Annotated in this window: 18 protein-coding genes; 3 read left to right on the top strand and 15 right to left on the bottom strand. The window is 39.7% G+C overall.

Features of this window, described 5'->3' with window-relative positions; translation table 11 throughout:
• The first annotated feature begins 6 nt into the window (after positions 1-6).
• The gene (locus tag A5888_RS04190) at positions 7-714 is read left to right on the top strand and encodes a GntR family transcriptional regulator (protein ID WP_086347967.1); all 708 of its coding nucleotides are present in this window, start codon (positions 7-9) and stop codon (positions 712-714) included.
• A gap of 18 nt (positions 715-732) precedes the next feature.
• Here A5888_RS04190 and A5888_RS04195 read toward each other — a convergent pair whose 3' ends face one another.
• The 8 genes from A5888_RS04195 to A5888_RS04230 all read right to left on the bottom strand — a co-directional run bounded on the left by A5888_RS04195 (position 733) and on the right by A5888_RS04230 (position 11,402).
• The gene (locus tag A5888_RS04195; RefSeq protein WP_086347968.1) at positions 733-2,514 is read right to left on the bottom strand and encodes a glycoside hydrolase family 35 protein; all 1,782 of its coding nucleotides are present in this window, start codon (positions 2,512-2,514) and stop codon (positions 733-735) included.
• Positions 2,515-2,526: 12 nt separating this feature from the next.
• Entirely contained in the window at positions 2,527-3,690 is a 1,164-nt protein-coding gene (locus tag A5888_RS04200) for a glycoside hydrolase family 88 protein (RefSeq protein WP_086347969.1), read from the bottom strand.
• A 214-nt stretch (positions 3,691-3,904) separates the two neighbouring features.
• Entirely contained in the window at positions 3,905-4,729 is an 825-nt protein-coding gene (locus A5888_RS04205; RefSeq protein ID WP_086347970.1) for a hypothetical protein, read from the bottom strand.
• Positions 4,695-6,461, bottom strand: coding sequence for a DUF2264 domain-containing protein (locus A5888_RS04210; protein ID WP_086347971.1), 1,767 nt, complete (start codon positions 6,459-6,461; stop codon positions 4,695-4,697). Before A5888_RS04210 ends, A5888_RS04205 begins: the two co-directional genes overlap by 35 nt.
• 306 nt (positions 6,462-6,767) lie before the next feature.
• A complete protein-coding gene (locus A5888_RS04215) occupies positions 6,768-7,664 on the bottom strand; it encodes a D-alanyl-D-alanine carboxypeptidase family protein (protein ID WP_170924703.1) in 897 nt (298 codons plus the stop codon).
• A gap of 182 nt (positions 7,665-7,846) precedes the next feature.
• The gene (locus tag A5888_RS04220) at positions 7,847-9,397 is read right to left on the bottom strand and encodes a hypothetical protein (protein WP_086347973.1); all 1,551 of its coding nucleotides are present in this window, start codon (positions 9,395-9,397) and stop codon (positions 7,847-7,849) included.
• The gene (locus A5888_RS04225) at positions 9,390-10,103 is read right to left on the bottom strand and encodes an ABC transporter ATP-binding protein (protein ID WP_422389744.1); all 714 of its coding nucleotides are present in this window, start codon (positions 10,101-10,103) and stop codon (positions 9,390-9,392) included. The genes A5888_RS04220 and A5888_RS04225 overlap by 8 nt, the downstream gene beginning before the upstream one ends.
• A gap of 177 nt (positions 10,104-10,280) precedes the next feature.
• On the bottom strand, positions 10,281-11,402 hold the full coding sequence (locus A5888_RS04230; protein ID WP_339101932.1) for a helix-turn-helix transcriptional regulator: 1,122 nt from the start codon (positions 11,400-11,402) through the stop codon (positions 10,281-10,283).
• Between the two features lie 368 nt (positions 11,403-11,770).
• Between A5888_RS04230 and A5888_RS04235 the strand changes: the two genes are divergently transcribed.
• Positions 11,771-12,538, top strand: a complete 768-nt coding sequence (locus tag A5888_RS04235; protein WP_339101933.1) for a CAMP factor family pore-forming toxin — start codon at positions 11,771-11,773, stop codon at positions 12,536-12,538.
• A gap of 108 nt (positions 12,539-12,646) precedes the next feature.
• On the opposite strand, the gene A5888_RS04240 is transcribed toward A5888_RS04235, so the two are convergent.
• The 5 genes from A5888_RS04240 to licT form a co-directional block, all read right to left on the bottom strand.
• Positions 12,647-13,471, bottom strand: coding sequence for a hypothetical protein (locus A5888_RS04240; protein ID WP_086347977.1), 825 nt, complete (start codon positions 13,469-13,471; stop codon positions 12,647-12,649).
• Between the two features lie 218 nt (positions 13,472-13,689).
• The gene (locus A5888_RS04245; RefSeq protein WP_086347978.1) at positions 13,690-14,493 is read right to left on the bottom strand and encodes a PrsW family glutamic-type intramembrane protease; all 804 of its coding nucleotides are present in this window, start codon (positions 14,491-14,493) and stop codon (positions 13,690-13,692) included.
• 191 nt (positions 14,494-14,684) lie between these two features.
• Positions 14,685-16,133, bottom strand: coding sequence for a glycoside hydrolase family 1 protein (locus tag A5888_RS04250; RefSeq protein WP_086347979.1), 1,449 nt, complete (start codon positions 16,131-16,133; stop codon positions 14,685-14,687).
• Positions 16,134-16,154: 21 nt separating this feature from the next.
• On the bottom strand, positions 16,155-18,038 hold the full coding sequence (locus tag A5888_RS04255; protein ID WP_086347980.1) for a beta-glucoside-specific PTS transporter subunit IIABC: 1,884 nt from the start codon (positions 18,036-18,038) through the stop codon (positions 16,155-16,157).
• Positions 18,039-18,174: 136 nt separating this feature from the next.
• Positions 18,175-19,017: a BglG family transcription antiterminator LicT gene (licT, locus tag A5888_RS04260; protein WP_086347981.1), complete on the bottom strand. Its 843-nt coding sequence runs from the start codon at positions 19,015-19,017 to the stop codon at positions 18,175-18,177.
• A gap of 364 nt (positions 19,018-19,381) precedes the next feature.
• On the opposite strand from licT, the gene A5888_RS04265 reads away from it, so the two are divergent.
• Positions 19,382-19,759 carry a hypothetical protein gene (locus tag A5888_RS04265; protein WP_086347982.1) on the top strand — a complete coding sequence of 126 codons (378 nt, stop codon included), beginning with the start codon at positions 19,382-19,384 and terminating at the stop codon, positions 19,757-19,759.
• A gap of 105 nt (positions 19,760-19,864) precedes the next feature.
• Here the strand turns inward: A5888_RS04265 and A5888_RS04270 are convergent, their stop codons facing one another.
• Positions 19,865-21,868, bottom strand: a complete 2,004-nt coding sequence (locus A5888_RS04270; RefSeq protein ID WP_170924704.1) for an ABC transporter permease — start codon at positions 21,866-21,868, stop codon at positions 19,865-19,867.
• Positions 21,861-22,616 (bottom strand): ABC transporter ATP-binding protein, encoded by a 756-nt coding sequence (locus A5888_RS04275; RefSeq protein ID WP_086347984.1) that lies wholly within the window; start codon positions 22,614-22,616, stop codon positions 21,861-21,863. Before A5888_RS04275 ends, A5888_RS04270 begins: the two co-directional genes overlap by 8 nt.
• Positions 22,617-22,684 lie beyond the last annotated feature (68 nt).

Below are 22,684 nucleotides of genomic sequence, written 5' to 3' on the forward strand. Positions count from 1 at the left end.
CTTTTTGTGATCCCTAAATATGAACAAATCAAACAAGATCTTTTACGTGAAATCAAAAACCATACATTTATTCCTGGCGATAAGTTTTATTCTGAAGCAGATATTAAACGAAATTATTCTGTTAGCTCGATCACAGCTGTCAAAGCATTGAACGAGCTGACCAATGCGGGTTATCTCTACCGTGTTCAAGGAAAAGGAACCTTTGTGTCTAAATCAAAAATTTCTCAAAGTGTGAAATTCTCCGATATCGAGCTGCATGCTATCGATACAGAAAAAGTTGAGGTTCTTTCCGTTAAGGAGGAGCAAGAACCGGCAATTTTGAAAGAACTGGGGTTGCCAAGCAATAGCTCTTATTACAAAATCATCCGTGTTCGCTCATTTGATGCCGTTCCTTTTCTCATTCATATTACTCACTTACCAAAAAAGCTGGTCAAAGAACCGATTTCGGATGATCTCTCTATCTATTCCAGTATTTATGAACGTGTCCGTAAGGATTTTGGTATTGACCTGTTTTCATTATCCTCTACTGAAACAAACGAAATCGTCTTTCCAGATGATCCTGAGTTATTGAATTTACTAAATCTAAGCTTCAGAGAGCCGGCGGTTAAACAAGTGAAGCACTCTTACCTGCCTGATCGAAGTGTAGCGGAGTATATCATCAGCTACAAGCATTGGAAATACTTTAAAACCAAAATAGAAGTAGAAGCTGAATAGGCTTCTACTTCTATTTATTTATACGTTAAAAGTCGGTACAGCCGAAAAGCTCAATTGGTGAATTTCAACACCTTCTGTTTCAAAAATTACAAACTCATTCTGTCCATTTTTCAGTAACTCTTTAGGACAGTATAATGAAGTATTTGGTCCGCAATTCCAGTAACGCCCCAGATTGAACCCATTCACACAGATGATCCCCTTTCCATAGTCAGAGCAATCAATAAACGTATCTTCTACTTCGTTTAATTCAACCATTATTTGATAAAAAGATGGTTGCTTCGGGTTACTACCTGCTTGATAGTCGATTTTTTCCAACTGTTCCTTGTTCAGCATTAGTGGATACTGTTTATACCCTTGATGAAAGTGGATATCCTGCATGATCCCGCCTCGTATTCCTTTTGACTGCGTTGGACTATTCAATTTGAAGCCATAGTTTACTCGTCCTAAGTTTTCAACCAATACGTCTAGTTCCATAACCTCTTGTTTCATCTGCCCACTGATCAACAGCTCTTCACCCACAGTTGCTTGATACTGCGTGACCTGATGCTCTCTGTCTACAAAGATGTGCAAACGATCGCTCGCCTCTACAAGCTTCAATTTGCTTTCATGGTGGTAGTTTTTGAGCGTTGCTGAATACAGCATATACCCGTAACCGGTCCCCGCTTCTTCCATTGTTAATGGATAAGCACTTTCTTTCGCATCTATCAATTGATCCTTGATTTGAAATAGAGACACGTTAGCTGAAACTGGATATGTACCCAAGTCAATCGGATTTTTTTGACGGGGCTCCGCTTGCCATACATCAGGGCAAACCTCTTTGATCGCCTTTTGTACCGTAAAATATTTCTCTGTTGGTTGCCCCCATTCCGTCAGCAACGCATCATAGTCATAGCTAGTCACTTGGGGCAAGTCAGTTGTTCCTCTAGCAGAACAGCCATTATAAAAGCCAAAGTTTGTCCCTCCGTGGAACATGTACAAATTCAAAGAGCCCAGCTCCAGCATTTCTTTTACCTCTGCTGCTAAGTCTGCTGCCTCTCGTTTGATGATTGGCTCATTCCAACGATTGAACCAGCCGTCCCAATACTCCATACACATAATCGGCCATTTTTTTCCGTATCTTGCCATAAAATTTTTCAAAACCGCTGCATTCTCTTTCGAGTGGCTACCAAAGTTTCCCGTAACAAAGACGTCGTCTTCAATCAATGTCCCTGCATCCAAAACTTCCTCCCATGCACCATCGGAAGTGAACAAAGGGACATCCACACCAAATTCTTCCATCAATGCTCTAGTTTGTCTAAGATAGTCTTTTTCCATCCCATATGAACCATACTCGTTTTCAATCTGCATCATGATCACAGGACCACCATGTGTGATTTGTAGTGGAACAAGCCTCGGTATTAGTACCTGAAAATAATTACGAACCTTCGCCATGAAACGTGGATCAGTCGATCGCAGCCGTATCCCTTTTTCTTTCAACAACCAGGCAGGCAATCCACCAAACTCCCACTCTGCACAGATATAGACAGAAGGGCGCAGAATGACCATTAAGCCCATTTTCTCTGCTACTGCAACAAAGTCATTAATATTTTTCATGCCCTCAAAATCGAATTGCCCTTCGATCGGCTCATGAATATTCCATGGAATATACGTCTCGACTGTATTTGCACCCAAGGCTTTCAAATTATACAAGCTATCTTCCCACTGTGCAGGCGTCATGCGAAAATAATGAATCGCACCACTAATCAACTTGGTTGGCTGACCATCCACTAAAAAATCTTCTTTTATTTCAAACGTCTTCATGCGTCTCTCTCCTCACCAATATCTCTTCCATTCCGGTTTTGCTAATCGAGTCAATGCTTCCAAATAGAAATAATCTCCCCATAAGTTTGGCTCATCGATTCCTTTGCCTTCAGCATGCGCATACACACCATGCAAAAGCAGTCCTTCGTTTTCAGGAGAATATTTTGCTGAATATAACTCGCCCAACTGATAAATCATCCCAGCGGCAATCGCTTTTGCCTCTGGATAAGCAGCCATTTTTTCAGCTTCCAACAACCCACAAGCAGCAATAGCTAAGGCTGAGCTGTCTTTATCTGATGGCTCTTCATCGTTGAAGTCAAAATCCCAATACGGAACTAAATCTGCCGGGAGCTGTTCAAGAAAGACATCTACGATTTTTTGATAAATTTTTGGAACAGATTGGGAACCTAAACAGCTTTCATTCAGTGGGATGCCTAAAACTGCCCAGCTTTGTCCTCTTGCCCAAATCGAATCGTCACTATTTCCTTGATGCGTCGCTCCATAGGTTGGTTTTCCACTTTCAGAATCAAAATAATACGTATGATACGTCGTGGCGTTTTCTCTTATTACAGTGTTTAGTACTGTTCGGTAATGGGCTTCAGCAACCTCTGCATAGGCTGAATTTCCAGAAATTTTTGCTGCTTCAAAAAGCAAAGGAAGATTGATCAATGAATCGATGATCAATCGATATTCTTTGGGGTCGCCATAGGCTCCCCACGCCTGAATGAAGCTGCCTTGCTCTTGAAAACGAGCCATTAATACATCTGCCGCCTGTATAATTTCCTGTTTACAGGTTTCATCCCCAGTAATGCGATAGCCGGCACCTGCTGAAAGACTATATAAAAAACCAATGTCATGATGATCTAAAACAAAATGATCATCTAAGCGTTGCTGAAAGCTTTGAATGTTCTCCATCGCTCTGTCTAGGAAATCCTGTCCACCAGTCCATTCATAAGCAAGCCATAACATCCCTGTCCAAAAACCATTGGTCCAATCATCATTGGCCTTAATCCGGTATTTTCCATTTGTTGCAGAGGCTGAAGGAAAATCGGTGCCGAAACGCTCCATATTTTTCTCGATTTGCTGAATACAGAAATCGATTTGAGCTGTTAACCAGCTTGTTGTTGCCTTTTCACCTAAATCAATCAATCGTCTTTTATTCTTTTCAAGAGTCATTTACCCAGCTCCTTAACTTGTTAACATATTAACTTAAACTTATTATAGCCTAAAAGAAGAAAAAAAGCGAATGTTCTTTGAAAACGATTGATTAATGTCGTTCCAGACACATTATCTTGATAGAGAGTATGTTCTAAAATACATGATTTAGCCTATAAAAAAGAGCTTGGCGTACTGCACCAAACTCTCCATTTTTTTATTTTTTAATTACAGTTTATTCTTTACCAAATACTTCAATTTGTGTCAATGCAGGGAAAGGAGATTCGTCGTCGGCCTTTATCAGCGCTTTCAATGTAATCGACTCTGTTTCCTTTTCCGGAAAGCGAACTTCTTGAAAATCAAGCGAGTTCGTCGTTGGTACCGTCAACTCTTCGCCATCAGAAAACTTCAAGGTCACTTCTGTCCAATAACTATCATGAGGATAATCAGCTCTGAAAAGCAGACGAACCCAATCTACCTTGACCTTCCGCCCAAAGTCAATTGTTAAAGCAGCGTCCTTCTGCTGGTTGATTCCCCATGAAGCAAAAGGATACGAGCCGTGTGAAAGATGTCCGAATTTTCCATCGATTGCATTCTTCGCAAAAAATACTGCCTCTCCTCTTGTCTCCACATTGGCATGCGCATGCGGAAAGACACCGGAGGCTTCTTTTTGATCATGCGAGTTAGCAGAGAGGTTTTGGTACCCAGCCACTTCAAACTCATGAGCCTTTCGAACCATCAGGTGGTGTCTTTGAGATTTAAACGCCGTATCTACTGAAGCGGTTCCTTCTTCTTTTGTTGTAGGAATCTGATACTCCCATGTTTTTTGCGGAAAATAGATCAAGGCAGGTGCCAATGTTTCATCTAACTGCACAACAAAATAACGATCAGATTCCTCCGTTGTTACAACAATCTTGTCTCCCGCTTCATAGCTGTAATCCTTGATTGCCAAAACAGCCATTTCATCTCCCTTTGCCATAAACGCCTCATGGGCTTTTTCATGATCGATCCTTCCTGTAATTGGTTCATTTTGCTTGTTTTTCAATTCTATTTTTATCATTTATACGCTTCCTTTCTTTATCAACTGTTCCACCCACCAAAGAAATCAAGCGATGGGTGCCAGCAGGTAGTGCCTTTTTTAGACAGGGTAAACTTGTTCTTTGGAAAAATAGAGAGGTATTGACCTCCGGACGAATAATTGCAGCTTCATCATAACCTTCGATGCCAATAATCTGTGAGGTCAGTCCATCTTCGCTAATAAAAGCTGTGTTCCCTTGAACAACTCCTTGGAAGTCTTGCCCGGTAATACCAAGACTAAATCCGCCCTCTCTCAGCTCCAAGGCATGCAAGGTATCAATTTCGTGTACCCGTACATGCCACTCGCCAAATGGATAAATCTCTGTAGATATTTTTACGCCAGAAAACGGAGACCACTCATGTGTGATTCTATTTTCGGAAAACTCAAACGTAGTTGTCTCTCTTTTCGTACGAAAATAACGGCCATCAATCGAAACAGCCAGCGTATTATCAAACGCCCCTTCCTCGTACGAAACCCCTGCTTTCGGAACACTGAACCCAAACTTGGTTGAATACACAAATTTACTATATTTTGCTTCCGCATGTGCTTGCCCCTCAACCAACATACCGACCGGATAGCCAAGTACATGGTGACTTTCTTTGGCATGGCAAAAGACCATCTGTCCATTCTTTATTAATTTTTCGGGCATTCTTTTTACCGCTAAAGGTTTCGCTTGCCAAAACGGATGCTTGTCTGGTACTGCCAGCAGTAAGAATGTCTTTAGCGCCCAATAAGGGGAACCAGACGCATTGTAGCCCTCAGCCATCACCAGATTCTCATAATGGTAACCGATTGAAAGACGACCATCAAAAGTAAAAATGGGGTGAGTCACCCAATTACTCAAATGGCTCGAGAGAATTGTTTTTATCTCGCCCCAAGGACGCGCTTCGACATCCGCAAATACCAAAGCTGAGAAAAATGCTCCTTGAGCAAAACGATAGGTTAGGCTTCGACCATATGGAAGAGCCTCACCCGCTTCATCAAAATAGTAAATGAAATCCTGCGCAAAGCGTTTTGCCCGCTCCACAAATCGTTGAGACCAAGTAGGATCTTCTTCTTTCATGTAGACAGAATAAATCAAGCCATAATAATGAAAAGCAAAAGGAACATAATAATCTCTCTGGGTTGTTTTTCCATCCACATACCAACCTTCCCCCACATACATGGAATCAATCAGCTGCAGCTCTTGCTCCAATGCTTTGCGATCCAAGGGGGCACCGCAGTGAAACAACGCAACACGAATCAACACTTTGAAAAAGGTCCAATTATTTTTAGGTATTTTCCGCTCCAACGCTTGCTTCATCCACGAAGCAAGGTTTTGTTGCTGATGATGAGAAAGCTTCTCCCAGACATATTCTCTATGCAATAATAGCGTTAACGACAATGCTGCCATTTCCACGATATACTGATCATAATTTTCAACAGTTCCCCAGTATTGCTCGTTCATCGGATCGGTTCCAATCGAAAGCTTCTGCAGGTATGCCTCTCTTAACGCATCATCCTCTCTATATGTCCAGTAAGGGGCAATCCCCCACAACGGCCTGATAAGCGCTTCCATATCTGAGCGCTTCTGATCATAGACTGCACCACTACTCCCGAGGTGAACTCCCGGTGCTTCTGCTGTAATCATCTCATTTCTTAATGGACGAAGCAAGCATTCCAATGCTTCTGCATAATCTTTTCTTGTTAAAAATCGATTCTCATGAATAGACATCTCTTGTCCTCCTTCATTTACAGAAAAGAATAACAAGAGTGCATTTGGTTTTCAAGAGATTTTTTCTAATCAAATGAAAATCAGCTGTGTAAATTTTAATAAACAAAAAACAAGTTACCCTCTATTTTTCTTAGAAGAGTAAGGAAAACAAGAGGGATAGACAGATTAAAAAATAGAATCCTTTTAATACTTAATATAAATTACATGAAAATTAAAGGAGAATCCTATCGCATAGGTCAAAAACTTTTTTATTATCTTTCTTTAACTACTTCTTTCCCTCAAACAATTTGCTTAGCTAAATTTGACTTAAATCTGATTATACAATAAGCGACTTTCGATAATATTGAACTGTTCTGTCAGACTGTCGCCTTTGCTTCCAGCCAGTACTAATAAGTATTCTTCCCCATTTATATCTGCCAAGCTCGCCAAACATAAGCCGGCAGCGACTGTATACCCTGTTTTCCCACCAAGGATACGTCCATTTCTTAGGTCTAGCGACTCATCTCGACTGATGATCGTACTTGTAAAACTCAGACCCTCTACATGTAGATTTGTTCCTTGTGTTTGATAAGATAACGTAGTGAAAAGTTGATAAAAAAACTCATTTCGCAGTGCGTACTCTAGCAAGAGCATGATATCTCCAACACTTGAATAATGTGCTTGCTCATCCATTCCAGTAGCGTTAGAAAAGTGTGTATTCGTCATACCTAAAGCTGTTGCCACTTCGTTCATCCCCTGTACAAAAGCTTCTTCACTGCCACTAAGTGCTTGTACAGCAGTCAATGCGGCATCCGCTCCTGAAGGAAGCATAATCCCATAAAGCAGCTCACGATAACTGAGGACTTCTCCTTGAAGCAATCCCGCTGTAGCTAATCCTTGCTCCTCAATCTCCTGAAAAATGGCCATCGGCACTTCGACTAGTTGATCCAGATTCTCCACATGCTCGATTATATAGAGAGCAGTCATGATTTTTGTCATAGAAGCCACAGCTATCTTTTCATCTTGCTTTTTACTTTTCACTACCTGCCCTTCTCTTTTTTTCAGCACATAATTTTTTCCTGAAATCGGTTCGCCTTGTTCCTGTACAAACGGCAATGCGCTGCTGTCTGCCAAACCGCGGAACAAAAAGAAATTGACCACGATCAACAGACCAATCAACGCGAAAAGAATGGTTATATTTTTTCTAAATTTACTTTTTTTCATCATTAAACCTCCCTGCACATTTATTTAATCATGTACAGGAAGGCGATGTTTTAATATTCACTTAGCGATGCCTTAAGAAATCTTAAGGAGTATAGATTGGAGGAAGTCGTTTTTTATATAAAACGTCACATTTTGTGCTTTCACTGGATTAAGTGCCTGTCTCTCAGCTATAATCAATCCTTTTATCCGATAAATACATTCTTCTTTCTTAATGAGCGCCAGCAAAGTACACTAATCAAAAGAAAGAGGATACTAATTGAAATAACTGAAATCGCTGGATTATTTATCAAAACCGCACTTCCTAGAGCAAACGTAATAGAAACGAAACCGATGAGCATCGTTACGAGCACAGGTAAACCTTGCTTAATGACCTGCTGTTCATTCAGCCAAGAGAAATTCGGGTACAATTGATTGAGCTTCAAACTTACAGTTAGAATAAACACGCAAAAACAGGTTGGTAGTAATACGAGTAAAAATGCGGAAAGCAAGGACTGTTCAAAAGTAAAAATCAACGCAACGCAACCAATCCAAAGTGGTGGTAAAAAAAGTAAAAAGCTTAGAATGAGCTTCGCACCATATATTTTTACAGTTGAAATCGGCAAGCTGGCATACAACCAACGATTTTTTCCTTCCATACTGATCGCCGCACTTGTTGGTGTAGCGATACCTAAAAAGAAACAGGCAGCATAAGGTAACCAAGGAATTGCTTGAGTAATTGTAAAACCAGCTGGAAGTGCTGCTGTCATCTGATCCAATACAAAAGGAAGACTCAAGGCTGCCACCAGAAACATGATGACCCCAAGGATTGTATTCGTAACATACAGCGCGCTTGAAAAGTATAGTCGAGCTTCCCGGCTAAGCAAGCTGAAAAAGACCCTTCGCTGCTTAAATTTTTCGATTGCAAACACACTTTTCTTCGTACGTAACGTTAATTTTGTATTAATCTGTAAATAATAATGTGTAAGCACAAGCCAAAATGCTAGAGCACTTACGGTAGATAGCGCAATATAGGCTAAAAGAAATAATGGTTGCCCCGCAAACCCATTTCGAATCAGTACAAGCAATGGATATCCTTGTTCCAGATGATTCAAGCTTTGCTTAAGCAATTGGCTCATTTCATTATTTGTATAATTAGTCAATGACAGCGACCCCAACATAAGCCCGATCACAAGCCCTATGCTCAACAAAACAACTATTAGCTGTTGATATCTGAAGTTTGCAGCAATCAATGAAATCACTGTCGTTAACAAAATACCCAGTATCAACGGGAGCAGCGGAATAAATGGCACAAGAAAAATTGCACCCAACACGGCCCAATAATTTTGGATATGCCAACAATACAGTAACATCGCCGGAATATTCGCCAAAAAACTAAACAGCAAGTTTAACAGATAAAGACCGAATATTTTACTGGTTATAATGACTTTTATAGAAATTGGCAAAGACATCAAAACATCAAAATCACGATAACCAAAAAGATGATTACTGCCTTTCATAAAGGTCAAAACAAGACAGATGACAGAGGATAAAAAGACCATCACAGTTGGGATATAACTTGCCAAATCCAGCTGAATCAACATAAAGGCAATACCCAACAAATAACTAAGAGCTAGCAGGACTAATAGAACAGCGCCTATCCACACACCAAGCTGCTTCTTTTTACTTTGATGGCGTAATTTGTTAAGTCCATACCCTCTCAATTGGAGCTGCACAAGGGCTTTAAACTCATTCACCTCCAACCACCTCCAAGAATACTTCTTCAAGGCTGCGATCGCCACGAACCTCTTTCGTTGTCCCGCATTTCTTCAATTGCCCATGATCGATCAGGGCAATTTTATTACACAGATTTTCAGCCACCTCAAGGACATGCGTTGAGAAGAAGACCGCACCACCGGCTTCACAAAGCTCATGAAGCATTTGCTTCACATGATACGTCGCCTCCGGATCTAAGCCAACGAAAGGCTCATCCATGATCAACAGCTTTGGCTGATGGACGAAAGCCCCAATAAGTGCCAGTTTTTGCTTCATCCCATGAGAGTAGGTACTGATCAAATTACCTAGCTGATCTGTTAATGAGAGCCGTTGAGAAAAACTCTGGATTCGCTTTTGTCGTAATTCTGTCGACACACCAAAAATATCAGCAATAAAATTGATGTATTGGTAACCCGTCAAATAATCGTATAAATCTGGATTGTCCGGTAAGTAAGCCATCTGCTTTTTACATTCCAGCGGTTCTTTTACTATGTCATGTCCGTCAATCAGGATTTCTCCTTGATCAAAATGAAGCGCGCCTACAACGGATTTCAGCGTTGTGGTTTTCCCCGCACCATTGTGTCCGATAAAGCCAAATATATCTCCCGCCTCAACAGATAAGCTAATCCCATCAACAGCGACGAAACCGCCGGAATAAATTTTAGTTACTTCTTTAATTGATAAAATAGTCATAACAACAACCCCTTTGATAAACAATTTCGATACTAAATCTCTTGTCTCTATTATAGAAATTATTTTTAACAGAAGCAAAGGAGTTGCAGGAAACTAACAAGAATAAAAGTTTCCTGTTGCGATACCTTGGAAGGCGAAAATAGTTTATCAAGTAGAAAAAACTGAGGCTATTCACGCATTTTCTTCTTTTAATCGCAGGAGTTGATCGTGGATTTTTTTGAATGTTTCTTCTTCTTGAAACACTAAAAACTGGGGATTACCTAAAACATAATCAATTAAATCGATTGGAACTAAGGTAGACTCTCTCGGCAGTTGATTGCCTGTTTCCAAGACATCAAACCATTGATCTATCTGATCAAAATAATGATCGCCATGAAGCGTCAAAGGAAATTGCGTTTGTGTCAATACATCGGTAAAGTCTTCGAGCAGCCTCAATGCCTGCTTATCCCTCATTTGAGCTAAACCAAAGGCAGCCGACAACTGAAAATTCATCAACAAAACCGGATTCAGCTGTTTCAAATCAAAGGCTTCTGCAAATAGTTTCCCTCTGCGAATCGTCTCCTTAAATTTTTCCGGTGCCTCAAGCAACAATTGAAGATAGTTAGTAAGCAGACTCATTATCACACCCAAATATTGGAATAGAGCACTTTGAAGGATTTCGACTGCTCGCTGATTTTCCCCTTTTATCTGAAAAGCCCCCGCAATCAAACTTTCTACCGGAAAACTAACTGGAACAGATTCGCCTAAAATAGCGAGCACTTGATCTGCCTGTTGCATAGTTAATAAGGTATATGCCTCAAGCTTTGTTGCTTGAATAATTAGTTCCGGCTCCTTTGACTGTGTTCGAACATGAACAAACCACTCGCGTGCTTCCACCACATACAGTTGTTCCTTTTCTTCCTTACTCTCACCTGGCAACTGATCAAAATGATTCAACAACAACTGTCCCATTTGTAAGACGAATGAATGGCAAGAATAGTAACGATGAACAAAGCTTCTGATAGAAGTTAAGACCTCTTCAGCCGGCTTTGATTCAAAGGAATTTTTTAATGAAGTATAAATATGTTGGATTTCTTTATTTGTCAATTGAGGCTCGTAATTCAACAGGGAATCAATGCTTACGTCAAAATAGGCAGCCAACAATGGCAGTAAAGTAATATCTGGATAAGTCAAGCCGGTCTCCCATTTTGACACAGCTGCTTTAGAAACACCGACAAATTCTGCCAGCTCTTGTTGTGTGATTTTTTTCTCTTTTCTTTTCTCAGAAATAACCGAACCAAGATTCATTTTCATCCTCGCACATCCTTTCAGTTTACTATTTTACGTTTTTTTTTATTTAGCTTCAATAGCAGCATATCTCTTAAAGCGATTCATAATCAACCAAAAGAATACCTTTATACATTGATTTTCTAAAACCATCATTTCCTATTTCTTACTATATTTAACATTTGAAAAACAGTGTAAAAACTAAATAAAAGAGAAAGAATCATTTCATATTCACTAGAAAGAAACAAACATAATGTAATGATTGTTTTCAGATACAGATTATATACAGACAACATATAGTTATCTAAATGTAAGAAAAACTTGATTTAAATGACCTTTTCGCCTATAATTACCCTTTATAGAAAAAAATCACTAAATAGAAAGAGGAGATTTAAATGAAAAAAGTAACATTAGTAAGTGCATTGGCATTGACATTATTGGGGGCAAGTGTCATTGGCATAGCAGGCGATTCGGCTTATGCACAAACACAAGAAATCAGCCAAAGTACTACAACAGCAGTTCAGAACGAGAAAGCAAAGTTAGATGAGTTAGAAGAGAAAGTAGCTGGTACGGCATTTGAAGAAGCTTTCAATCAATTGGTTCCAGTGTTGAATACTCTTGAAAAAGATCTGACTGCATCATCAAGCAATGCTCGTTTCAATCCTGTAACTATCTATGATCTTGATAGCATCGGTGTACGTTTACAGCTAATCACTGAAATCAGTAATGCCATTGCATTCTCTGTGGAACAGCTAGATAATAAAGTAGAGCAAGCTCATCGCGAATTAGGCGTAGAAATTACTAAGGCTGTTATTGCAGTTGCCGATCCTTTTGCCTCTGTATCAAAACTTGAACAGCAAATTATTTCTCTAAAACAATTGATGGAGAAGGTACTTACTTATCCTGATTTGGATTTAGACGCGAAAGCAACACATGTTGTCAAACAAAAACTAGATGCTGCTATCTGGGCAACTCGTTTTGAACGTGACAAAAAAGTGTTGGGAAAAGTTCCCTTTGCCGTTTACAATGATTTAAACAAGGTAATCACAAAAGCAGTTGGTGTTCAGCTTAGTTTGAAATCAACAGTCAGAGATGTAAATACTGCAATTGCTAATCTCGAAAAAGCTTTAGCTACTGCTATAAGCTACACAACAACAAAATAGTTTTTACTATACAAAGAGCAGCACAGATTCGACCTGTGCTGCTTTTTTGTAATAAATCACTAAGAGAAGCAACAATAATTTTTACTCTTCTTTTCCCTTACCTAGTTATCACTCATCATATGCGTTGAAACTCTTCAAATCCTCGATTTGTCGCTGGTACGCTTCTTTTCCATCGGGTAACAAGTTCAGCAGCTGTTCTAATGCGGCTAACGTTCTTTGCTTAAGAAGAGAACTGATCCCTCCTGTGATTTTTATCAAACCAAATCCGACTGCTATTGTTATTTGGCTTGATTCAAAAATATCTACTTCATTTTCAGAAATAAATGATGCGTCAGTCACTGTTTTCAAAGGGTCCATATAATCAAGTCCCCATGATTTTGAGATAAACATAGGAAGACTGTCAAAATCTTCCAGCTCATCATCCTCAATCAATTTTCTTTCTAACATATATAAGGTATCATTTCCTGTATCATTCCCAAACGGCGCATAGTCATCGGTGCTATCATAATACAAGTCATTGATAAAGTGATTGACAAAGAATGGATGTGACGTTTCTTTTGCCACACCTTCGTCTTCCCTATCATCAAAATAATAGATGATTTCAGCTGTCACGTCTCGCCAGCCCTCTCTGTCAGGGAGTATGCCTGAAAAATAATCTAAGAATAGCTTTTGGCATACTTCTATGTCGTCTGTCTCTTTGCGGAACTGCTGAAGTGTTCCTCCTCGATCAAACTGAATCTCAACAATATACACACCTTCACCACGTGCCAGTTGAATAAAGGGGCTGTCTTCGAGCATCGGTGTTGCTTCCAGTATCAATATGTGAAATTTTCCTGCATCTAATCCTTCAAAGGCTGTTGCGATCGTTTCAGGGGTTACAGGCTCGATCAATTCATGCTCGTTAAATAGCTCAAAGCTTCTCTTTTCTTTCATAAGTGTGCTCCTGACTTTTCGTTTTAGGATTGATTATATTTTATCTCTTACGAAACAATCAACCTCTTCTAGTATCATAACAAAGAAAGAATCCTCAAGCTAGATTCTCTTTCGAAGATGTAGCACTGTACCTTCTATTGCCTTCATAAAACCTAATAAAAAGGCTGTGCAAGGTTCTTTTATCCCCCTGTTCAGCCAGTCGTTTTCTATAATTATCTTTACTGTAAAAACACCTTTTTTCGGTCTGCTTCTATAAATTGGATCATTTGAATAATGATCATGATCGTCACCGCTGACAAAACAGCACTGACTACTGGCAAATCGTTGATTGGAGAATTCCAGATAAAATGCATACTTATCGGAGAAACAAGCCACAATCCTTTCGTCCTCTTATGAATTGTTTGATTTTTGGAAAGTACACAGAATATTGCTACTGTAAATATACAAGTCAAGGACCAATGAGAGCTGATACTACCTGAAATACGATCGATAGTTGTTGGTACAATCTTTTGAAATGAATCCAATGCTGCCTCAATAATATACGATATATCTTCGATGATCTGAAAGCCCAAGCCAACACTGACTCCAACTACAAAAGCTGATTGAATATTTCTTTGATTTAGCAAATATAGAATAATAAGTGCACAGCACAGCTTGATCGTTTCTTCAACAAAAGGCGCAGTCAAAGCTGCAGACCAGTCTTCCAATGCCTTGGAGTTACCGAATATCCGTTTGATTCCCTCCAGCAAGTAATCATTGCCATAGCCTGCCAGCCAACCAGTAGCATATGCGCCACTGACGATCGATAATGAGATGATATATTTGGGTACCTTCCATCGTCCTGCGACTATTACCAACAGAGAACAGATTGGAATAATGTAAACTGCCAGTAACGCGAGGCTACTTAGAAACTCTAAATATTTCCCTGTAGATAGCTCTAATCCGGATAAGCTGCTAAGCTCATACTCTACTCCAATTGCTATGGATAATAAAATGAAAAATAATAGACTATTTCTTTTCATATTCTATTCCCCCTCTTCATGTCCAACAGTCAAAAGTAAGTAGGCCATTGATTCTTTTCCATATTCAACTATAGCATGATTTGCTTTATGAGAAAAATAATATCCTACTTGATCAAAAAAACGCTTGGAGCTTTCATTGTTGTGCGAAAGCTTCAAGCGTCTCATGCTATTTTTTCTGAATATTTTTTAGCCTAAGCTAGATTCTTTCCATTTGACTCAATAACTTGCTTGTACCAGTCAAACGATTTTTTCTTATAACGATTCATCGTTCCTTCACCTTTATCATCTAAATCGACGTAGATAAAGCCGTAGCGTTTGCTCATCTCACCAGTAGAAGCACTAACTAGATCGATACAGCCCCAAGGTGTGTAGCCCATTAGGTCCACACCATCTTCAATGGCTTTTTCCATCGCCTGAATATGCTGGCGCAAGTAATCGATGCGGTAATCATCCGCCACATAGAAATTTTCGTCAACCTTATCAATGGCTCCCAAGCCGTTTTCAACGATAAACAACGGTTTTTGGTAGCGATCATACAACTCATCTAAAGCAATCCGCAAACCTTCCGGATCGATCTGCCAGCCCCATTCACTCGCTTCAAGGAATGGATTGCGTACACCACCAAGTAAATTGCCGCCTACCTCTTCACTTTGTTCCGTAATTGTCACTGCTGTTGACATATAGTAACTAAAGCCAATATAATCAACTGGATATTTTTTTAACAGCTCCAAATCACCATCAAGGATTTCCAGCTTGTCAGCATCCACACCATATTTATTGAAAATGCGGCTAGTGTAGGCTGGGTACTCTCCTCGAACCTGTACGTCTGTACAGAAAAAATTGAACTCTTGATTTTGCTCCAAAGTAGCCATCTGATTAACAGGATTCGCATCCAAGCTATATGTTGTAGCATAGATAATCATACAGCCAATCTGCAAGTCAGAGTCAAGCTCATGACCGATCTTAACTGCCAGACTACTCGCGACAAATTGATTGTGCCATGCTTGGAACAGATTTTGTTTGTCTCCGGCACCCGTTTGCTTGATCAGCCCTTGGCTCAATACAGGCATATGGAAAGCAGAATTGATTTCATTAAAAGTCATCCAGTATTTTACTTTTTGGTGGAAACGTGTCAGTACGACCTTTGCATAACGCTCAAAAAATGCAATCAGCTGACGATTTTTCCACCCACCATATGCTACTGCCAAGTTCAGAGGAAGTTCATAATGAGAAATCGTAATGACAGGCTCGATATTATACTTCAAGCACTCATCGATCATCTCCTCATAAAAAGCTAAGCCCGCTTCATTTGGTTCTAATTCATCCCCTTGTGGAAAGATACGTGCCCAAGCAATAGAAAAACGGTAACACTTAAAGCCCATTTCCGCAAATAGCTTGATATCTTCCTTAAAGCGATAATAATGATCGATCCCACGATGATTGGGGTAAACATACTTGTCTTCATCGATCGACCAGTCAAACGCCTCACTGCTCAACACAGCTAGACGTTCTTTTCCGCCCGGCATTGCATCTGCTACGGAAAGACCTTTACCTGCTTCACGATAGCCACCTTCCAATTGATTGGCGGCAGTTGCTCCGCCCCATAAAAAGCCTTCAGGAAAACCAGTGATTTTTTTCATGCGTCATTTCCTCCACTTCTGTTATTTGACTACTACTAGAAAATCTTCGCCATGCAAAACATTTTCCTGTGATAAATCCAATACATCCAGAAAATCATTGCTATTTGTTACAACAATCGGTGTTTCTACAGAATAGCCTTTCCCTGTGATCAGTGCTGCATCAAATTTGACCAAAAGATCTCCTTTAGTAATTTTATCACCTGTTTTTACAAAAGTCTCAAAACCTACGCCATTTAGTTCTACTGTATCCATACCAATATGGATCAATAGCTCGATCCCTTCTTTTGAAGTAATACCGATTGCGTGACCTGTCGGGAAGATCGTTGTGATTTCTCCATCAATTGGTGCATAGACACTACCGTCGTTTGGACGAATCGCCAAGCCTTTCCCCATTGCACCAGAAGCGAAAACATCATCCTTTACGTCTGAAAGGGGAAGAATATCTCCACTGATTGGGCTTGCTAAAACGATTTTTTGTTCACCAAGAGTTGCTGTTCCTTTTTTCAATTCATCTTCCTTTACCTCAGCCGCATCTGCTTGTACAGGATCATCAAAGCCTAATACATATGTTAGAACAAACGCTAAAATAATCGCAATCCCAGTTCCGATGGCTGCTGAAACAACACCAGAGGTATCATTTGTTCCAGGAGCAATAAAGCCCGGTAAGCTAAAGACACTAACTAAACCAAATACATAGTTCTTTGCCCCACTGAATGCCACAAAAGCGCCACCAACTGCACCACCGATACAAGCTGCAATAAATGGTTTTTTCAATGGCAAGGTTACACCGTACACCGCTGGTTCAGTAATACCAAAAATAGAAGTCAGGGCTGCAGATAATGACAAACCTTTCAGCTTCACATCTTTACTCTTCAAGAAGACAGCCAAGGCTGCGCCACCTTGAGCCATAACTGCCGGTAAAAGCATAGGCATCATAGAGTCGATCCCACCGCCTGCTTCTGACAGATTCAGCATCATGATCGGCACAAAGCCCCAATGCATCCCGAACATAACAAACACTTGCCACAAACCACCCATAACAGCTCCGGCCAATAGCGGACTCAAACCGTAAATAGAATTGTACGCACCACCAAGAAGATTTCCTGCTACTGTCCCGATCGGTCCAATCAAAATAAACGTCAGTGGTGTCATCACTAAGAAAACTGCCAAAGGAACAACGATGATCTGTAAAGCATTAGGAATCACCTTTTTAAAGAAACGCTCAACATATTGCATAACAAAGACTGCTAAAATAATCGGAATAACCGAAGAAGTATAACCGCTGGCACCTAAGATAACTGGAATACCAAAGAAGCTTAGCTCAGTTCCCGCCAATGCATTGATACTTGGATGAACCAACGCCATTGCCAGACAGACGGCCAAAAACTGGTTTGTATTGAATTTTTTTGCAGCAGTGAATGCAAGCAAAATAGGTAAGTAGGTAAAGATTCCATCTGCAACAGCAAACAATACCAGATATGCACCTGAATCAGCCGCTAACCAGCCCATCGTTAATGCAAGTGTCAGGAACCCCTTCAAAACCCCGGCACCGGCCATTGCACCCAAGAATGGTGTAAAAATAGAAGAAATAATATCAATCAGCTGATTAAAAATATTGCCCTTTGGTGCATCTGATTTTTCGTCTGTTTCATTGCCTAAGCTACTTTGTGCCAATAGCTCTTTATAGACATCACTGACATGACTGCCGATAACCACTTGATACTGCCCACCACTTTGAACGACCTGAATAACATCCGGATCATTCTTCAATTCCTCTGTTGCCGCAGCGCTTTCATCTTTCAAATTAAAGCGCAGACGTGTTGCACAGTGAACAACACTGTTGACATTTTTTTCTCCGCCGACAAGCGAAAGAACACGCTTAGCTGTTTCTTGATTTTTACTCATTTTTTTCCCTCTTTCCATTTTTATATATAAGAAAAACCCAAATTGAAAAAATAGCAGTACAAAACAGTGTTGTACTCACTTATCTTTTCAATCCGGGTTTAGCCTGCATTACCAGTAACAATCCTATGATTGAGTGTTATTCATTTTTTTCGCCAACCAGCCGTTGAATATGGATGGTTAGGTATGTCTGTTCTGCTTTGCCGACAGGCTTATCATACTTTGTGATCAAATATTGATTGATACGCTGTACTGCCTGAAAGGCTTTAGGATATTTCGACTGAATCAGCTCATACAAGAACTCGTCCTCATCACCGTTCAGTTCATTCTTTAAGTATCGTTGACTAAAAAATTGTAAATGGGTGACCATTCTCTGGTAGTTCAAAGAATCTTCATCAAAAGGTAATCCAAAGTATCTGCTGATGATCGTCAAAACGTTCCCAACAATTTCCGTTGCCGTCATTGTTTCTTCCATCGAATTATTGCCTTGCTCTGCATTTACAATATGAAAAGCGATAAATCCAGCTTCATCATCAGCAAAAGAGACTTTAAACTCTTCATTGATCAACTGAATCCCTTGTCTCGCGATTTCAAATTCTTTTGGATAAAACTTACGTGTTTCATATTTCAATGGATTAGGTAATTCTATGCCCTCTTTTGCACGAGCAATTGCATAATGAATGTGATCCGTCAATGTCAGATAGATATTGGATGAAAGCTCTGTACCTAACTTTTCTTCAGCCAGATCAACAATTTTTTTTGCAACCTCAACTTCTTCAGAAGGTAAATCAGAAAATACCTGCTGAAATTGAGTGGATAAAACAGAATCTTTCAGTATAAATTCTTTTTCAACAAATTCCTGTTGAATCTCATCACCGACTCTTTTCTTAAAGGCCAACCCTCGACCCATATAGACTGTCTCTTCGCCTGAGCTGTTTCGCGCCATCACTACATTGTTATTCAAAATTTTTTCAATAATCATAATGAACGCTCCTCACTCCAAAATAAAAAAACCTAGAATCCGCCTACTGCTCCGACCAAATAAAGTCTACATAAGTTGATTCTGGTTTTGCCTGCCTAACAGTAACAATCCATTAACGTAATCAGAATACCACGTATTTTTTGAATTGACAAGCCGTAAAAACGATTTTATTGATTTTTCTGAAAACCCTGTCATAAAGAAAATAATAACGATTGTTATAAAACTATCTACCGATGATACAAACATATGCTATATTTAAAGAAGGATGACAGACCTTAACTAAATCGAGCGACTTCATAGTCTGTAATCATCCTTTGTTGGTAATATAACACTATACGAAACAACAAATAAAGGAGGAAAAATAATGATTATCACACTCATCGGAAGTACGTTACTTGGCTTAGTGGCTGCTCTTTATGCTCTACTTGCTTTAGGATTTCCACTAGGAGAATTTGCTATGGGCGGAGCAGATCGAATCATGCCCAAAAAGAAAAGAATCGCGTGTGCACTCTCTATACCGATCCAACTTTTTGCAGCGCTTGTTCTTTTACAGGCGGGTGGTCACCTATCTATCGGTTTACCAAGTACAGTAGCTAAAAATATCTGTATCGGCTTTGGCATCTACTTTGGATTTAACGTGTCGATGAATCTGATGTCTAAAAACAACAAGGAGCGATTTGTTATGACGCCACTCGCTGCAATAACAGCCTTTAGCCTTTTATATACAGCTTTTCAGATGTAACATTTTTCATTATACAACCGTAAAAGAGGCAAGAAGGGTGCGATTACCATTATTCCTTGCCTCTTTTTTATATAGAGAGAAATGCTAATAAATTCTGTATAATACTTATTTCTCCACAGCTCTAACAAAGCTGATGTAGGTGATCATGAAGTAAATCAGGAAAATCGCGCTAAACATGACCAAAGCAATCAGGTAATAATAAATTCCCGGTGTGCTCAATCCTGTGTAGTACGCAAAGTTTTCACTAGCAAATACACCTGTGAATGCGCTGATAACAGCGGCCATTACAACCGGACACAAATAATAAAGCCCCAGCTGTTTCAGTATCACGCGATTTCTTTCCCGACGATTCATCCCAAGATTTTTTAATATTTGGTATCGGTATTTGTATTTTGCCGCATCTGAAAGCTGTTGAATCGCCAAAATACTCATAGCAACGACTAAGAAGACGATGCCGACATACCCCAGAGTAAAACTGGCCCCAGTGGTCACACTATCCAGCTCAGCAATCAGACTTTCCCTTACCAAAATCGGTGTGCTGAAGGTAATCAACTGCTCACTGCTTGTTCCATATTTGATAGCCAAAAGCTTATCCTCTATATCACCATCTTGCAAATAACCGGAATTCTTTTCTAACGCCTGTTCAATCTCATACATCGAATCACTGTCTGCATTTGCAGCAAAAATACTGAAATATGGTGTTAGTATAGCTTCACTTGCATCAGGTACGACAAGAATATAATCGGCCCCATTCATACCACTTTGACTGAAAGGATCGGTAATAACAGCTTGACAAGAAAAGGAGTTTCCACTGATAAGAAGGTCGTGATTCTCACTATATTCAGAAAAAGTCTTTGCCAGCTTTTCTTTTCCCTGAATCAGGTACTTCCCTTCCTCCAGCTGAACGGCTTCAAATCCTGCCATCCTTCTCAATTGATTATAATCAGATAACAACATATACGTATCATAATCAAAATAAGCACTACGGCCTTCTGAATCATAGGCTCCTTTGACGTTTTCATATAAATATGTGTTCAACTCTTTCTTCTGCGCATTTTCATAGATATGGTAAATATGCGTCTCTTCTATCTCACCATATTTTTCAATGATCGCCTGTTGCTCACTAAAATCAGTTGTTACATGATCCTTTAAATAAAAAATATCAATAGCCATGAGGTTCCCATCAAACACTTCTTTTTGATAGCCTGAAAACAAGAGGACAAACATCCAGCTTAAAATAGTCGCAGCAAATAAAATCGTCAATGTTCCCATGGTAAAACGCATCGTCTTTATTTTGGAAGCTAGCTGTCTGAAAATAAAGATGCTGGCTCCCCTTTTTATCCCAGGTCCTTTCTTTTGGATATAGCTGGTCAGATAACCGGACATTCCGATGAACAAGCCATAAATTGCAACAAACAACCCTAATAACAAAGACCAAATCGTCTGAACATTCGCCTGTCCTGTATAAACAATCAAGTGAAAAAGAACCAGATAAACGAGACTGATATAAAACAAGCTTTTGCGCTTCGTACTGCCTTCATTGTTGCTCTCCAAATACAGTAAATCACGAATCTCCATCTTTTTAAACTTTCGATTGATGCGTAACAGTGCTAAGCCATATGCAACACTATACACTGAAATAGTTAGTAGATAAGTATAGATGTTGATGTCGACCACATAGTGATACTGCGAATCAAAAACAGCAAAAAAAATGTTGATCAATGCAATATGCAGTAAGTATCCTGGTAATATCCCCAGCAGAAAAGTCAAACCGCCCAAAAGGATATGCTCACGTTTGAACATCCTTGCAACTTGCCGTTTGTCCATTCCAATCAATAGATAGGTTCCAAACTCTTTGCTTCGTCGTTCCAGCATAAAGTTAATGATATATTTTGTCAGCCAAATAACGATCAATATAATAAAAAAGGTCGCCAATCCTACGAAAACTGCAATAGAAGTAATCTCGTTCAGCAGCGTTTTGATAGAGTCAGAAAAGATCAACCCATTGAAGGCAAACATCAAGGACGAGATGATCGTCATCGTAATAATATAGACAAGGTAATCTTTTATAGAACGTCGTGCATTTCTTAGAGACAGTTTGTTAAGCATGACCATCGCCTCCAATGACCGCCAACACATCAAGAATCACATTTAAAAATTCTCGTCTTGTCTGCTCCCCTTTGTATAGTTCTTGAAATACCTCCCCATCATTAAGAAATAAAATACGATTGCAATAGCTGGCGCTAAAAGCATCATGCGTCACCATCAGGATGGTTGCATCCATCTCTTTGTTCATTTTTTCCATCGTTTCCAGCAGCATAGCAGAAGATTTCGAATCCAAAGCACCTGTCGGTTCATCTGCCAAAATCAGCTTTGCATCCGTGATCAATGCTCTGGCACAGGCACAACGCTGCTTTTGTCCTCCGGAAACTTCATAAGGAAATTTGTCTCTGAACTCATAAATACCCAACTGCTTCATCATTACTTCAGCTGTATTTCGTTTCGTTTTATTTTCTTGTAAACTCAAAGCCAATGTAATGTTTTCTTCAAGAGTCAGTGTGTCCAATAGGTTGAAATCCTGAAAAATAAACCCTAGATTTTCCTTGCGAAACTTTGCCAGTCGATCCTCATCAAACTGCGTGATGTCTTCCTTGTTAAAGAAAATATGACCGGCACTCACACGGTCGATCGTCGCCAGCATATTCAAAAGCGTTGTCTTTCCGCTCCCGCTGGTTCCCATGATCCCTGTAAATTCACCTTCGCTTACAGAAAAACTCACACGATTCAACGCCTTAGTCGTACTTCCTTTGTTGCCGTAATATTTTTCTACATTATCGATTTTTATTAGTTCGTTCATTTTCAGCATCCTTCCTTTGCGAGATATCCCTTTATGGATCAAGTATATTCCTAATCAAACTTCGGAGG

It is taken from the genome of Enterococcus sp. 9E7_DIV0242, from assembly GCF_002140975.2.
Taxonomy (GTDB): Bacteria; Bacillota; Bacilli; order Lactobacillales; family Enterococcaceae; genus Enterococcus_L; species Enterococcus_L clewellii.

Coding starts and splice junctions, on each gene's coding strand:
- A5888_RS04195 (WP_086347968.1), bottom strand. CDS start 2,514: ATGAAGACGTTTGAAATAAAAGAAGATTTTTTAGTGGATGGTCAGCCA.
- A5888_RS04200 (WP_086347969.1), bottom strand. CDS start 3,690: ATGACTCTTGAAAAGAATAAAAGACGATTGATTGATTTAGGTGAAAAG.
- A5888_RS04205 (WP_086347970.1), bottom strand. CDS start 4,729: ATGATAAAAATAGAATTGAAAAACAAGCAAAATGAACCAATTACAGGA.
- A5888_RS04210 (WP_086347971.1), bottom strand. CDS start 6,461: ATGTCTATTCATGAGAATCGATTTTTAACAAGAAAAGATTATGCAGAA.
- A5888_RS04215 (WP_170924703.1), bottom strand. CDS start 7,664: ATGAAAAAAAGTAAATTTAGAAAAAATATAACCATTCTTTTCGCGTTG.
- A5888_RS04230 (WP_339101932.1), bottom strand. CDS start 11,402: ATGAAAATGAATCTTGGTTCGGTTATTTCTGAGAAAAGAAAAGAGAAA.
- A5888_RS04235 (WP_339101933.1), top strand. CDS start 11,771: ATGAAAAAAGTAACATTAGTAAGTGCATTGGCATTGACATTATTGGGG.
- A5888_RS04240 (WP_086347977.1), bottom strand. CDS start 13,471: ATGAAAGAAAAGAGAAGCTTTGAGCTATTTAACGAGCATGAATTGATC.
- A5888_RS04245 (WP_086347978.1), bottom strand. CDS start 14,493: ATGAAAAGAAATAGTCTATTATTTTTCATTTTATTATCCATAGCAATT.
- A5888_RS04250 (WP_086347979.1), bottom strand. CDS start 16,133: ATGAAAAAAATCACTGGTTTTCCTGAAGGCTTTTTATGGGGCGGAGCA.
- A5888_RS04255 (WP_086347980.1), bottom strand. CDS start 18,038: ATGAGTAAAAATCAAGAAACAGCTAAGCGTGTTCTTTCGCTTGTCGGC.
- licT (WP_086347981.1), bottom strand. CDS start 19,017: ATGATTATTGAAAAAATTTTGAATAACAATGTAGTGATGGCGCGAAAC.
- A5888_RS04265 (WP_086347982.1), top strand. CDS start 19,382: ATGATTATCACACTCATCGGAAGTACGTTACTTGGCTTAGTGGCTGCT.
- A5888_RS04270 (WP_170924704.1), bottom strand. CDS start 21,868: ATGCTTAACAAACTGTCTCTAAGAAATGCACGACGTTCTATAAAAGAT.
- A5888_RS04275 (WP_086347984.1), bottom strand. CDS start 22,616: ATGAACGAACTAATAAAAATCGATAATGTAGAAAAATATTACGGCAAC.